11 protein-coding genes and 1 pseudogene are annotated in these 13818 nt (G+C 61.8%); 5 read left to right on the forward strand and 7 right to left on the reverse strand.

Annotation, left to right across the window (positions count from 1 at the left end):
- Positions 1 to 95 precede the first annotated feature (95 nt).
- Entirely contained in the window at positions 96 to 1526 is a 1431-nt protein-coding gene (sbcB, locus tag QRN70_RS26375) for an exodeoxyribonuclease I (RefSeq protein ID WP_285420795.1), read from the forward strand.
- A gap of 103 nt (positions 1527 to 1629) precedes the next feature.
- Here the strand turns inward: sbcB and mvaT are convergent, their stop codons facing one another.
- Positions 1630 to 2007 carry a histone-like nucleoid-structuring protein MvaT gene (gene mvaT, locus QRN70_RS26380; RefSeq protein WP_046054737.1) on the reverse strand — a complete coding sequence of 126 codons (378 nt, stop codon included), beginning with the start codon at positions 2005 to 2007 and terminating at the stop codon, positions 1630 to 1632.
- 338 nt (positions 2008 to 2345) lie between these two features.
- Here mvaT and purU point away from each other — a divergent pair, with 338 nt between their 5' ends.
- The gene (gene purU, locus QRN70_RS26385; RefSeq protein WP_042560661.1) at positions 2346 to 3194 is read left to right on the forward strand and encodes a formyltetrahydrofolate deformylase; all 849 of its coding nucleotides are present in this window, start codon (positions 2346 to 2348) and stop codon (positions 3192 to 3194) included.
- A gap of 86 nt (positions 3195 to 3280) precedes the next feature.
- Entirely contained in the window at positions 3281 to 3457 is a 177-nt protein-coding gene (locus QRN70_RS26390) for a hypothetical protein (RefSeq protein ID WP_285420796.1), read from the forward strand.
- 36 nt (positions 3458 to 3493) lie between these two features.
- On the opposite strand, the gene gpgF is transcribed toward QRN70_RS26390, so the two are convergent.
- From gpgF to QRN70_RS27905, 5 genes and pseudogenes are all read right to left on the reverse strand, one after another.
- Complete coding sequence (gpgF, locus tag QRN70_RS26395; protein ID WP_285420797.1) at positions 3494 to 4489, reverse strand: glucosaminyl phosphatidylglycerol flippase; 996 nt, start codon at positions 4487 to 4489, stop codon at positions 3494 to 3496.
- Positions 4486 to 5262, reverse strand: a complete 777-nt coding sequence (gpgD, locus tag QRN70_RS26400) for an N-acetylglucosaminyl phosphatidylglycerol deacetylase (protein ID WP_285420798.1) — start codon at positions 5260 to 5262, stop codon at positions 4486 to 4488. The genes gpgF and gpgD overlap by 4 nt, the downstream gene beginning before the upstream one ends.
- Positions 5255 to 6367, reverse strand: coding sequence for an N-acetylglucosaminyl phosphatidylglycerol synthase (gene gpgS, locus QRN70_RS26405; RefSeq protein ID WP_285420799.1), 1113 nt, complete (start codon positions 6365 to 6367; stop codon positions 5255 to 5257). The genes gpgD and gpgS overlap by 8 nt, the downstream gene beginning before the upstream one ends.
- Positions 6368 to 6530: 163 nt before the next feature.
- A complete protein-coding gene (locus QRN70_RS27900) occupies positions 6531 to 7295 on the reverse strand; it encodes a methyl-accepting chemotaxis protein (protein WP_502941681.1) in 765 nt (254 codons plus the stop codon).
- 93 nt (positions 7296 to 7388) lie between these two features.
- A pseudogene (locus tag QRN70_RS27905) lies at positions 7389 to 8420 on the reverse strand (HAMP domain-containing protein); the annotation flags it as partial.
- Between the two features lie 188 nt (positions 8421 to 8608).
- On the opposite strand from QRN70_RS27905, the gene QRN70_RS26415 reads away from it, so the two are divergent.
- A complete protein-coding gene (locus QRN70_RS26415) occupies positions 8609 to 10096 on the forward strand; it encodes a helicase HerA-like domain-containing protein (protein ID WP_285420801.1) in 1488 nt (495 codons plus the stop codon).
- A gap of 158 nt (positions 10097 to 10254) precedes the next feature.
- On the opposite strand, the gene QRN70_RS26420 is transcribed toward QRN70_RS26415, so the two are convergent.
- A complete protein-coding gene (locus QRN70_RS26420; RefSeq protein WP_285420802.1) occupies positions 10255 to 10710 on the reverse strand; it encodes a DUF721 domain-containing protein in 456 nt (151 codons plus the stop codon).
- 307 nt (positions 10711 to 11017) lie between these two features.
- Between QRN70_RS26420 and secA the strand changes: the two genes are divergently transcribed.
- Positions 11018 to 13756, forward strand: a complete 2739-nt coding sequence (gene secA / locus QRN70_RS26425) for a preprotein translocase subunit SecA (protein WP_285420803.1) — start codon at positions 11018 to 11020, stop codon at positions 13754 to 13756.
- Positions 13757 to 13818 lie beyond the last annotated feature (62 nt).

Below are 13818 nucleotides of genomic sequence, written 5' to 3' on the forward strand. Positions count from 1 at the left end.
ATCGCGTGTGCCGACATCGACGGCAATGACACAACGCTGGCCCAGGCGCCGCTCCAGCGCCTAGACTTCGCCGATCTTCAGTTCAGGAACCGCCCGTGACTTCCATCTTCTGGTACGACTACGAAACCACCGGGATCAATCCCCGCTGCGACCGCCCGTTGCAGGTGGCCGGGATTCGCACCGACCATGAACTCAACGAAATCGATGCGCCGGTCAACCTGTATTGCCAGCCCAGCGCTGACATCCTGCCGCACCCGGCGGCCTGCGTGATCACCGGCATCACCCCGAGTCGACTGGCCGCGCAGGGGTTGAGCGAAGCCGATTTCATGACCCGGGTTCATGCGCAGCTGGCGGCGCCGGGGACCTGCGGCGCCGGTTACAACACCCTGCGCTTCGACGACGAGATGACCCGCTACAGCCTGTACCGGAATTTCTTCGACCCGTATGCCCGTGAGTGGCAGGGCGGCAACAGTCGCTGGGACCTGATCGATGTCGTGCGCGCCGCCTGCGCGCTGCGCCCCGATGGCCTGGTCTGGCCGACCGATGACGAGGGCCGGGTGACACTCAAGCTCGAACGCCTGACCGCCGCCAATGGCATCGATCACGGTAACGCTCACGAAGCATTGTCCGACGTGCGTGCCACGATCGCATTGGCGCGGTTGATCCGTGAGCGGCAGCCGAAACTGTATGAGTGGCTGTTTCAGTTGCGCAGCAAACAGAAGGTCATGGATCAGATCCGCCTGTTGCAGCCGCTGGTGCACATCTCCGGGCGGTTCTCCGCCGCGCGGCACTACGTTGGCGTGGTATTGCCCCTGGCCTGGCATCCGCGCAATCGCAACGCGCTGATTGTCTGTGATCTGCACTTCGATCCGCAGGGCCTGCTCGATCTCGATGCCGAAACCCTGCGTCAGCGCCTGTATACCCGCCGCGAGGCGTTGGCGGACGGCGAACTGCCGGTGCCGCTGAAACTGATTCACATCAATCGCTGCCCGGTGGTGGCGCCGCTGTCGGTACTGCGCGCCGAGGATCAGCAGCGCCTCGGCCTGGATATGGCGCTTTATCAAGCCCGGGCGTTGCGACTAAGTGACGCACAACATGTTTGGAAAGATAAAGTCGCGGCGATTTACGCCCGCGAAGATTTCACTCCGAGTGAAGATCCGGAACAGCAGTTGTACGACGGATTTATCGGTGATCGTGATCGCCGTCTATGTGAGCAAGTGAGAGCGGCGGATCCGGCGCAATTATCACAAGAGCAATGGCCTTTCGATGACGAACGTTTGCCTGAACTACTGTTTCGATATCGAGCACGCAACTTTCCCGAAACCTTGAATGCGGCAGAGCAAGAGCGCTGGACAATCTTTTGCCAGCAGCGCTTGTCCACAGCGCAAATGGGGGCTCCTAATACCCTTGAATCTTTTGTGCAGGCCGCTGACGAGTGGGCGCTTAGTGCTACGCCGATGCAGAAAGCGGTACTGGATGAATGGCGCAATTATGTCCAGGCATTACGCAAACGTTTGTATCTTTGAAATCGAACATGCCGGCGCTTGAATGGCGGGCATAAAAAAACGCCAGCATTCGCTGGCGTTTTTTATGGCTGTCGCAGAGCGGGCTGCGGCAGGGGGTTGCGGCTTAGCCCAGGAGGGTCGCCCAGCCTTCAACCACGTCACCGCCCCACTTGGCTTTCCACTCTTTCAGAGTCTTGTGGTTGCCACCTTTGGTTTCGATGACTTCACCGTTGTGCGGGTTTTTGTATTGTTTAACTTTGCGGGCACGTTTGGTGCCGGTAGTTTTTACTGCGCCACCGCGTGGAGCCTTGGTTTTGGATTCCGGATCCAGCAAGGCAATGATGTCACGCAGGGACTTGGAGTATTCGCCCATCAGGGTGCGCAGTTTGCCTTCGAATTCCAGCTCGGCTTGCAGTTTGTCGTCTTGCGACAGGTTCTTCAAACGGGCTTGCAGCTCTTTGATAGCTTCTTCGGTGGCGCGATATTCGTTGATCAAGGACATGATAACTACCTTATGTGGGAGTGCTGAATGGCAGGGGACAGTGCCGCAATAATAGTCAGGCTGTTTCATCAAGTAAACATTTAAGCGGGGTTTTTATTTGAATTAGTTACCGCACAAAGCCGCGAATTGAATATTCAATTAAATAATGTGATGCAGTCTTCACAGATATTCACATTGATCTGTTGAAACGATGCCATTGCAGCGCCAGCATTCTGGCGTTATTGCCTGTCAAAAATCCCTCAACCCGGCGTGGCGAGGCTCGGCGGTCATCAATACTGCAGTTTTCCTGCGCAGTCGCTAGAATGGCGGCCTTTGCGAAGTTCTGGAGTTTCCCCCTCATGCGCACTTTTCGGCTGGTGATTTCTTGCCCGGACCGCGTTGGCATCGTTGCCAAAGTCAGTAATTTTCTGGCATCCCATAACGGCTGGATCACCGAAGCGAGCCACCACTCGGACAATCAGGTCGGCTGGTTTTTCATGCGTCACGAAATTCGTGCCGATTCTCTGCCTTTCGGTATTGAAGTGCTGCGCGAGAAGTTCGCGCCCATCGCCGAAGAGTTCTCCATGGACTGGCGCATCACTGACACCGAGCAGAAGAAGCGCGTGGTGCTGATGGCCAGCCGTGAGTCGCACTGCCTGGCTGACCTGTTGCACCGTTGGCACAGCGATGAGCTGGACTGCGAGATCTCCTGCGTGATCTCCAACCACGACGACCTGCGCAGCATGGTCGAGTGGCACGGCATTCCTTATTACCACGTGCCGGTCAATCCGCAGGACAAGGAACCGGCGTTCGCCGAAGTGTCGCGGCTGGTCAAGCAGCACGACGCCGAAGTGGTGGTGCTGGCGCGCTACATGCAAATCCTGCCGCCCGCGCTGTGCCGTGAATACGCGCATCAGGTCATCAACATTCACCACAGCTTCCTGCCGTCGTTCGTGGGCGCCAAGCCGTATCACCAGGCGTCGCTGCGGGGCGTGAAGCTGATCGGTGCGACCTGCCACTACGTCACCGAAGAGCTGGACGCGGGGCCGATCATCGAGCAGGACGTGGTGCGTGTCAGCCACAGCGACAGCATTGAAGACATGGTGCGTTTCGGCCGTGACGTCGAGAAGATGGTGCTGGCGCGTGGCCTGCGCTATCACTTGGAAGATCGCGTGCTGGTGCACGGCAACAAGACCGTGGTGTTCTGATCGAACCCATTACCGGTTGAAAAACGAAGGGCCTGGGCGTTCAATCGCTCCAGGCCCTTCGTCGTTTCAGCCCTTGAGGACATGCCATGAGCGATCCACTGGACAAAGCCACTTCCAAAGCGCCCGCCACCCTCGGCGAAGGCTGCCTGAGCCGTTATGACCCGCAAGAGATGGATGAAGAAGATGGCACCGAGTTTCCCGGTGCCGCGCAGCTGTGGGAGCAAGTGAAGCCGGCGGCAGACGATGAATCCGAATCGTCCTGAAGCGAGCGCCGCCTTCGACACGCAGGCGGCGCGTGTTTACGCCTGCCGCGTTTTCAGCAGTTTCTGCAGCAACGGCCGCCCGAGCATCAGCACAAACACCGGCCCGCCCACCAGCAGATAGAAGTAATACGTCACCACCCGCCAGATCAGAATCGCCGCCGCTGCCGTGGATTTGCCGACCATCGGCGCCAGCAGCGCGGCCGAGGTCAATTCCGCCGCCCCCGCACCGCCCGGCAGCAGGCTGAATTGCCCGGCGCCCAGCGAGACCATCTGGATCAGGAAGCTCCATGCCCACTGCAGGTCTGCGCCGAGGCCGCGCAATGCCAGGTACAACACGCTGTAGCGCAGCAGCCAATGCACGCAGGTCAGGGCGAACACTTGAATCAAGGTCTGCCACGGCAACTTCAGGGTGTCGGTGAACGCCGCGAGAAAATGTAGCAGCTTGCGCGCCCAGCGCCGCCGGGTGGCGGGTTTGACATTGAGCCTGGCCAGCAGCCGGCCGCTCAGGCGAATCAGCGCGCGGTGATAACGCGCCAGCACCACGCAGCTGAGCAGGCCGCCGAACAAGGACACGGCGCTGACCGTGAGCAGCCATTCCAGGCGATCGCTGAGGTGCTGGAACAGCGCGTAAATCAGAATCGCGCTCAACGCGCAGAGAAAAAACAGCAGGTCGCTCAGCTGATCCATCGCGAACACCGCGCTGCCGCGGGCCGGGCGCACGCCGTTGCGCGCCAGCAGCGCCATGATCGTCAGGGGGCCGCCGCTGCCGCCGGGCGTGGCGCAGTAGGCGAACTCGGCGGCCATCACCACGCCGAGGCTGTGCAGCGGCGTGACCCGCTCACGCTGATCGCCGAGCAACAGCCGCAGACGCAAGGTGTTGATGCCCCAACACAGCAGGATCATGCCGAACATGATCAGCAGCCAGTGCAGCGGAAAGCTCTGCAGTCGCGCCCAGGTGTCGCCGCCGCCGAGCAACAGCGGGATCAGCACGGCGGCGATCAGGCCGATCAGCAGCAGAAGGCCGCGGCTCATGCGGCACGCTCCGAGCCGACACGCTGCTGCGCCAGCCAGTCGACCTTGGTCAGCGGCACCCGGCCTGCATCGAGCAGGCGCTGCACGGTTTGCAGCCAGTAGTCGCGGGAGAATGGGTGGCGCATGTCCACCGGATGCAGGCCCAGGCGGATCACCGGAGCCTGGCGCCAACGGTGCTCACGGCGATCACTGACGATTTTCGACACACCGCGACGCCAGGCACTGCGCGCGCTCCAGACCAGACCCGGAGCGTCGATGGCGCTGAAGTCCGGTAGCCGATACAGGTGTTGCGGATCGCTGGTATAGCGCAACGGCAGTTCGCGCAGGGCCTGGCGCGTGCCGTCGCTCATCAGCCACGCCGGGGCGACGAAACCGTGCAGCGGCCAGTCGTGGCGCTGGAACACCTCGATCCCCGCGCGCAGGCGGGTAAGGGCGGTGTCCCGGGACAACTGATAAAACTCGCCCTCGTGGGTATAGAGGCGGCGCATGAACCACGCTTTGGGTGTCAGGGGCCGGGGCTCCTGGTCATCGTGGAAATAACCGTGCAGCACCAGTTCGTCACCGCGGGCCACCCGTTGGCTGAGCATTTGGCAAAAGCGCGAATCGGCCGCGAGCGGATGGCGTCGATGAAAGTCCGGCACCACCAGCCAGGTCAGCGGCACGCCACCGATGGCGTCGATGGCGTCGACGAACGGTTGGTAATCGGCCCAGGTACATGGCGCCACGTCATGTAGCACCAGCAGCAGGGCCGGAGGATTGCGCGGCTCAACCATTGGCCACCCTTGGCAGCGAGTCGCCGAGCACGGCGTGATAGTGGCCCAGCAAGCTGTTGACCACGGTGTCCCAGGCGTAATGCCGCTCGACGTGTTGCCGGGCCTGGCGGCCGAGGGCGGCCGGATCGCCGCTGAACAGCTCGCGCACGGCATTGGCCATCGCTTGCGGATTGTTCGGTGCACAGAGCAGGCCGCAGGCCGGCGTGACGATTTCCTCGAAGGCTCCGGCCGCCACCGCCACCACCGGAATGCCGCAGGCCATGGCTTCGAGCAGCACCAGGCCGAAGGTTTCCTGATCGCCGGCGTGCAGCAACGCATCGGCACTGGACAGCAGCCGCGCGACCTGCGTCGCCGGACAGAAATCATCGATCACGCTGACGTTGTCCGGCACCGACGCCGGCATCGACGAACCGACCAGCAGCAAGTGATAGCGCGGGCCGAGGCATTGCATGCATTTGAGCAGCACCGGCAGGTTCTTTTCCTTCGAGCCACGCCCGGCGAAGATCAGCAGGTGGGTGTCTTCGGCGATCCCCAGTTCGGCGCGCAGCCCCGGATCGCCGGCGTGGGGATGGAAGGTCTGCAAGTCCACCCCCAGGGGCTGGACGAACACATCGCGCACGCCCAGGCCGCTGAGTTTGTCGGCCATGACCCGGCTCGGCGCCAGGACCCGGTCGAAGTTGCCGTAGAGTTTGCGCACATACGCCTCGACGTTCGGGGTGACCCAATGGCCCATGCGGTTGCCCACCAGCAGCGGCAGGTCCGAGTGATAGAAGCCGATCACCGGTACATCGAGCTGCCGGCGGGCGTCCAGTGCGGCCCACGCGGTGAGGTACGGATCGCCGACCTCGATCAGATCCGGCTGCAGATCCTGCAGGACATTGCGCCATGGGGCCAGGCGCAGGGGAAACCGATAACCCTTGCCGAACGGCAGCGCAGGGGCCGGAACCGTGTACACACCGTCGCGTTCGCCCAAGTGAGCGCCGGGAATCAGCAAGCTGTGGCGAATGCCAGGCTTGAGACCGAAACGCCGGTGCTTGGCATCCAGATAGGTACGCACGCCGCCGCTGGCCGGCGCGTAGAACATGGTGATGTCGGCGATATGCACGGTGACCGGCCCTCCGCTCGTTGATCTCCCTTGGTTGACCCTTATCCAGAATAGATGTTCGGTCGGGATTCGGCGGGAGGGCGGCGGAAAAGCCCCTCACCCTGGCCAAACGTCACAGCGTCGGCAGGAGAGGGGACTGATTCGAGGGGAAAGGCTCGTGTGACTAAATGCGGAAGCTGCCGACCAACTGTTTCAACCGCGAAGCCTGTTGTTCCAGGTCCGCACACGCGCGCAGGGTGGCCTGCAGGTTTTCCACGCCTTCCTGGTTCAGCGTGTTGATTTCGGTGATGTCGACGTTGATCGACTCGACCACGGCAGTCTGCTCTTCGGTCGCGGTGGCCACCGACTGGTTCATGCCGTCGATCTCGCCGATGCGCTGGGTCACGCTGTTCAGGCGCTCGCCGGCGAGGTTGGCGATGTCCACGCTGTCCTGGCTGTGGCGCTGGCTGTCGCTCATGGTGCTGACCGATTCACGGGCGCCGACCTGCAGCTCCTCGATCATGGTCTGCACCTGTTGCGCCGACTCCTGGGTGCGGTGCGCCAGGTTGCGCACTTCATCGGCCACCACGGCAAACCCGCGCCCGGCTTCACCGGCCCGTGCCGCTTCGATCGCCGCATTGAGCGCGAGCAGGTTGGTCTGCTGGGAAATGCTGGTGATCACCTCGAGGATCTGCCCGATGTTGACGGTCTTGCTGTTCAGCGATTCGATGTTGCTGCTCGACGCGCTGAGCATGCTCGACAGCTGATTCATCGCCTTGATGCTGCGATCCACCACTTGCTGGCCGTCCTCGGCAAGGCCGCGGGCGTCGCTGGCCTGGGTCGAGGCCTGGGCGGCATTGCGGGCGATTTCCTGGGCGGCGGCGCCGAGCTGGTTGATCGCCGCCGCAACGCTGTTGGTGCGTGAGGCCTGTTGGTCGGAGTTGTACATCGACGAGTTCGACGCGGCGACCACGCGCAGGGCGACCTCGTTGACCTGGCCGGTGGCCGAGGACACTTCGCGGATCGAACCGTGGATACGCTCTACGAAACGGTTGAACGCGGTACCGAGCACGCCGAATTCATCCTGGCTCTGGATGGTCAGGCGTTTGGTCAGGTCGCCTTCGCCGTCGGCGATGTCTTCCATGGCCCGGGTCATGACGTGCAGGGGCTGGATCAGGATGCGGATCAGCATGCCGAGCAGGAACAGGATGATGGCCACGGCAATCACCGTTGCTATCACCGCCGAGGTGCGGAATTCGCTGAGCATGGCGAAGGCCTGATCCTTGTCCACCGACAGCCCGATGTACCAGTTCACCGACGGCAGGCCCTTGATCGGGGTGAAGGTGACGATGCGCGTCTTGCCATCGACGGTGACTTCACTGAAGTCGCTGCTGATGCGTGGGGTGTCCTGCGGATAGGCCTCCTTGAGCGATTTCATCACCAGGGATTTGTCCGGGTGGACCAGGATCTTGCCGTCGGCGCTCACCAGGAACACATAGCCCATGCCGTCGAAGTCGCGGGCGGCGAGGGTGTCGATCAGGGTTTGCAGGCTCAGGTCGCCGCCGACCACGCCGACGCTCTGGCTGCCTTTCTTGGCGGCGGTGGCGATGGAAATGATCAACTGGCCGGTGGCGGCATCGATGTACGGTTCGGTCAGGGTCGAGGTGCTGCTGCTTTCGGCACCTTTATACCAGGGGCGTACGCGTGGATCGAAACCGTCGGGCATCTTCGCATCCGGGCGGATGGTGAAGTGACCGGTGGCATCGCCCAGGTAGGACGCCATGAAGGTCGACGTCAGGGCTTTCTGTTCCAGCAGGGTGGCAACCGTGGCCGGCTCCGGGTTGATGGCGATGTTCTGGGCGGCGTTCTCGATAAGAAGAATCCGCCCATTGAGCCAGGTCTGGATGTTCCCGGCCGTGACCTCACCCATCTCGTTGAGGTAATTGTCCAGGTCCGCGCGAATGGCGTTGCGCTGCAACCAGTCGTTGTACAGCGTGAACGAGGCGAAGGCGGCAATGACAATGAGGGCGGCGGCAAGCAAAATTTTATGGCTGAAACGCAGATTTTTGTTCATGGCTTGGGGTTCCGCTAAGGTCTTAATGTCCAGGGCGTGCTTTTATAAAGGCACGCAAAATGGGCAGGGGTGAAAGCACACTGATATTTCCGTCTCTCCTTAGGGAAATGTCAGACCTGACTTCTGGTCTGCTCTCTCACTCCTCTCTATCGGCCATGCTCGACAAAGATTAACCATTGGGTGACCAAATGCCTGACTCCTCGCAACTCGTAATCGGCGCCGACCTCGCCGGGCAACCGATCGCCCAGGCCATGCGCCTGGCCAACCGCCATGGCCTGGTGGCCGGCGCCACCGGGACCGGCAAGACCGTCACCCTGCAGCGTCTGGCCGAAGCCTTCAGTGACGCCGGGGTCGCGGTATTCGCCGCCGACATCAAGGGTGACCTGTGCGGCCTCGGTGCCGCCGGCAACCCGCAGGGCAAGGTCGCCGAGCGCATCGCAGGCATGCCGTGGCTCGACTACCAGGCCCGGGCCTATCCGGTCACCCTGTGGGATATCCACGGTCAGTCCGGTCATCCGTTGCGCACCACGTTGAGCGAAATGGGCCCGCTGCTGATCGGCAGCCTGCTCGAACTCAGCGACAGCCAGCAGTCGGCGCTGTACGCGGCGTTCAAGGTGGCGGATCGCGAAGGCCTGTTGCTGCTGGACCTGAAAGACCTCAAGGCGCTGCTCAATCACCTCAAGGACAACCCGCAACTGCTTGGCGACGACGCGGCGTTGATGACCACCGGTTCCAGCCAGGCGCTGTTGCGGCGCCTGGCCACCCTTGAGCAGCAGGGCGCCGAGGCGTTGTTCGGCGAGCCGGCGCTGCAACTCGAAGACATCCTGCAACCGGCCGCCGACGGGCGCGGGCGCATTCACCTGCTCGATGCCAGTCGTCTGGTGCATGAGGCGCCGAAGGTCTACGCGACCTTCCTGCTGTGGCTGCTGGCAGAGCTGTTCGAGCAGTTGCCGGAGCGCGGCGATGCCGACAAACCGCTGCTGGCGCTGTTCTTCGACGAAGCCCATCTGCTGTTCGCCGACACACCCAAGGCGTTGCAGGAGCGCCTCGAACAAGTGGTGCGGCTGATCCGCTCCAAGGGCGTCGGCGTGTATTTCGTCACCCAGTCGCCGGGAGACTTGCCGGATGACGTGCTGGCGCAGCTGGGCCTGCGCATCCAGCACGGTCTACGCGCCTTCACCGCCAAGGAACAGAAATCCCTGCGTGCGGTGGCCGACGGCTTTCGGCCGAATCCGGCGATCGACACCCTGACGGTGCTCACCGAGCTGGGCATTGGCGAAGCGCTGGTCGGCACCTTGCAGGACAAAGGCACGCCGGAAATGGTTCAGCGCGTGCTGGTGGCGCCGCCGCAATCGCGGATCGGGCCGTTGACCGAGACCGAGCGCACTGTGCTGATTGCCGGTTCGCCGTTCAAGGGGCGCTATGACAAGCCGATCGACCGTGAATCGGCTTATGAAATCCTTATGGGGCGTAAAGATCTGGCGCCAGGAACGGATGCATCAGCGGGCAAACCCGCGGCTGAAGAGCCGAGCCTTGCCGACCGAGCGGGAGAGTTTCTGGGGACGGCAGCAGGGCAGGCGTTGAAATCCGCCATGCGCCAGGCCGCCAATAATCTCGGGAAACAACTGGTGCGCGGGCTGATGGGGTCGTTGCTCGGTGGCAGCAAACGCCGCTAAATCAGTTTGCATGGAGATCGAAATGTGGGAGCGAGCCTGCTCGCGAAGGCGCTGCGTCAGTCACCTTGTCGTCTGACATGCCCTATTCGCGAGCAGGCTCGCTCCCACATTAGAGATACATAACCCACCTTAGAGATGCATAAACAGTCAGACGGATATCAAGACTTGTCTTTCGCGTGCGCCGCCAGACGCTCCAGCGCCGCGCGCAGCCCCGGATCACTGATGCCTTCGGCCGTCGACTGAATGGTCGCTGCCGCATTCGTCGACAGGTCCATCGTGTGCCCGGTCGCGCCGCGCTGCACGGTGGGTGGCTGTACCTTGAACAGAATGCGCGTCAGGTTGCTGAACTCGTCGAACATCTGCAGTTGTCGTTGCAGGCGTTTCTGCTGGTAGCGCAGGCGGGTGGCCCAATGGCCGTCGGTGACAATCAGCAGCAGACTGCCTTCGCGCCACGAGGCGACATGGCAATGCTCGCGGGCGGCGGGTTGCAGCTGGCTTTCGAGCAGGCGCTGCAAATGGCCCAGGCGTTGGGCATGGCCGAGGATGGCCTTCAGCGGTTTGGCTTCGCGAAGCAGGACGGCGGGTGCTCTGGCCGTGAGAGGGCGAAATGCCATGATCGAACACCTGAAGTAACAGAGGCGCCATGGTAGCAGAAAGCACCCGTTTCACTCGCCCATTGCTTTTGTCCCCGCTTTGCCCATTAAATCAACGATTAACTTCTGCCCTGTACGGCTTGAAGTTGAGCAAAACGCCCCTATTTTAAGTGAGCCCCGTCAAAGCGCAGTGCCAGCATCGTGGAACATCGCCACTTTCCTCACCACCGTTTCCGGGTAGAATGCTCGTTCGCATGCGGCCATGAGGGCTGCACGGGCGACTCACGGGGCCGCCCTCCATCCCTTTAGTGTGGAAGATCCTGCCGATATGTTTGCGCCTTTGTTAAAGAAACTTTTTGGAAGCAAGAACGAGCGTGAAGTCAAACGCATGCTCAAGACGGTGCAGCTCGTCAATGCCTTCGAAGAGCAAATGGTAGCCCTTTCGGACGATCAATTGCGTGCCAAGACCAACGAGTTCAAGGCCCGTATCGCCAAAGGGGAATCCCTCGACAAGCTGTTGCCTGAAGCCTTCGCGGTCGCCCGTGAAGCGGGCAAGCGCGTCATGGGCATGCGCCACTTCGACGTTCAGTTGATCGGCGGCATGACCCTGCATGAAGGCATGATTGCCGAAATGCGTACCGGTGAGGGCAAGACCCTCGTGGCAACCCTGGGCGTTTACCTCAACGCGCTGTCCGGCAAGGGCGTGCACGTTGTAACCGTGAACGACTACCTGGCCCGCCGTGACGCCAACTGGATGCGTCCGCTGTATGAATTCCTCGGCCTGACCGTCGGCGTCGTGACGCCGTTCCAGCCGCCGGAAGAGAAGCGCGCCGCCTATGCTGCCGACATCACCTACGGCACCAACAACGAATTCGGCTTCGACTACCTGCGCGACAACATGGCGTTCAGCATGGAAGAGAAATTCCAGCGCGAACTCAATTTTGCCGTGATCGACGAAGTCGACTCCATCCTCATCGACGAAGCGCGTACCCCGCTGATCATCTCCGGTCAGGCCGAGGACAGTTCCAAGCTGTACATGGAGATCAACAAGTTGATCCCGCAGCTGGAACTGCACGTGGAAGAAGTCGAAGGTCAGGTCACCAAGGCCGGGCACTACACCATTGACGAGAAGACCCGTCAGGTCGAGCTCAACGAAGCCGGTCACCAGTACATCGAAGAAATGCTCACCGGCGTCGGCCTGCTGGCCGAGGGCGAGAGCCTGTACTCGGCGCATAACCTGGGCCTGCTGACCCACGTCTACTCGGGTCTGCGTGCGCACAAGCTGTTCCACCGCAACGTCGAATATATCGTCCAGGACGGTCAGGTCGTACTGGTCGACGAACACACCGGTCGTACCATGCCGGGCCGCCGTCTGTCCGAAGGCCTGCACCAGGCCATCGAAGCCAAGGAAGGCCTGAACATCCAGGCCGAGAGCCAGACCCTGGCGTCGACTACGTTCCAGAACTACTTCCGTCTGTACACCAAGCTGTCCGGCATGACCGGTACCGCGGACACTGAAGCGTTTGAATTCCACCAGATCTATGGCCTGCAGGTCATGGTCATTCCGCCGAACAAGCCGTTGGCGCGTAAAGACTACAACGACCTGGTGTTCCTGACCGCCGAAGAGAAATACGCGGCGATCATCAACGACATCAAGGAAGGCATGGCCCAGGGCCGTCCGATCCTGGTGGGTACCGCGACCATCGAGACTTCCGAGCACGTGTCCAACCTGCTCAACAAGGAAGGCATCGAGCACAAGGTCCTCAACGCCAAGTTCCACGAAAAAGAAGCCGAGATCATTGCGCAGGCCGGTCGTCCGGGCGCCCTGACCATCGCCACCAACATGGCCGGTCGTGGTACCGACATTCTGCTGGGCGGCAACTGGGAAGTGGAAGTCGCGGCGCTGGAAAACCCGAGCCCCGAGCAGATCGCCCAGATCAAGGCCGACTGGCAGAAGCGTCACCAGCAAGTGCTGGAGTCCGGCGGTCTGCAGGTGATCGCGTCCGAGCGTCACGAATCCCGTCGTATCGACAACCAGCTGCGTGGCCGTGCCGGTCGTCAGGGCGACGCCGGTTCCAGCCGTTTCTACCTGTCGCTGGAAGACAGCCTGATGCGCATCTTCGCCTCTGACCGGGTGAAGAACTTCATGAAAGCCCTGGGCATGCAGCCTGGCGAAGCGATCGAGCACCGCATGGTGACCAACGCGATCGAGAAGGCGCAGCGCAAGGTGGAAGGTCGCAACTTCGACATCCGCAAGCAACTGCTCGAGTTCGACGACGTCAACAACGAACAGCGTAAAGTGATCTATCACATGCGTAACACGTTGCTGGCCGCGGACAACATTGGCGAAACCATCGCCGACTTCCGCCAGGACGTGCTCAACGCCACCGTCAGCGCGCACATTCCGCCGCAATCGCTGCCCGAGCAGTGGGACGTGGCCGGTCTGGAAGCGTCGATTGCCAGCGATTTCGGCGTGAAGCTGCCGATCCAGCAATGGCTCGACGAAGACGATCACCTGTACGAAGAGACCCTGCGCGAGAAGCTGATGAACGAGCTGGTCGCCGCGTACAACGAGAAAGAAGACCAGGCCGGTGCCGAGGCGCTGCGCTCCTTCGAGAAGCAGATCGTGCTGCGCGTGCTCGACGACCTGTGGAAAGACCACCTGTCGACCATGGATCACCTGCGTCACGGTATTCACCTGCGTGGTTATGCGCAGAAGAACCCGAAGCAGGAATACAAGCGCGAGTCCTTCACGCTGTTCTCCGAGCTGCTCGATTCGATCAAGCGCGATTCGATCCGGGTGCTGTCGCACGTTCAGGTGCGCCGCGAAGACCCGGCCGAGGAAGAGCAACGCCTGCGTCAGGAAGCCGAAGCACTGGCCGCGCGCATGCAGTTCGAACACGCCGAGGCCCCTGGCCTGGAAGCGCAACCGCAGGACATCGGTGAAGAGGTCGATGTCGCCCTGGCCACCGCGCCGGTGCGCAACGAGCAGAAGCTGGGCCGCAACGAACTGTGCTACTGCGGTTCGGGCAAGAAATTCAAGCATTGCCACGGGCAGATCCAGTAAACCCCGTTTCAATCGCTGAAATACCCGCGCCGCGACCGGCTCCTGCCGTCGCGGCGTTTTGC

Source organism: Pseudomonas sp. efr-133-TYG-5 (assembly GCF_030209175.1).
Lineage (GTDB): Bacteria > Pseudomonadota > Gammaproteobacteria > Pseudomonadales > Pseudomonadaceae > Aquipseudomonas.

Coding starts and splice junctions, on each gene's coding strand:
- gpgF (WP_285420797.1), bottom strand. CDS start 4,489: ATGAGCCGCGGCCTTCTGCTGCTGATCGGCCTGATCGCCGCCGTGCTG.
- secA (WP_285420803.1), top strand. CDS start 11,018: ATGTTTGCGCCTTTGTTAAAGAAACTTTTTGGAAGCAAGAACGAGCGT.
- QRN70_RS27900 (WP_502941681.1), bottom strand. CDS start 7,295: ATGTACAACTCCGACCAACAGGCCTCACGCACCAACAGCGTTGCGGCG.
- QRN70_RS26415 (WP_285420801.1), top strand. CDS start 8,609: ATGCCTGACTCCTCGCAACTCGTAATCGGCGCCGACCTCGCCGGGCAA.
- gpgD (WP_285420798.1), bottom strand. CDS start 5,262: ATGGTTGAGCCGCGCAATCCTCCGGCCCTGCTGCTGGTGCTACATGAC.
- mvaT (WP_046054737.1), bottom strand. CDS start 2,007: ATGTCCTTGATCAACGAATATCGCGCCACCGAAGAAGCTATCAAAGAG.
- QRN70_RS26390 (WP_285420796.1), top strand. CDS start 3,281: ATGAGCGATCCACTGGACAAAGCCACTTCCAAAGCGCCCGCCACCCTC.
- QRN70_RS26420 (WP_285420802.1), bottom strand. CDS start 10,710: ATGGCATTTCGCCCTCTCACGGCCAGAGCACCCGCCGTCCTGCTTCGC.
- purU (WP_042560661.1), top strand. CDS start 2,346: ATGCGCACTTTTCGGCTGGTGATTTCTTGCCCGGACCGCGTTGGCATC.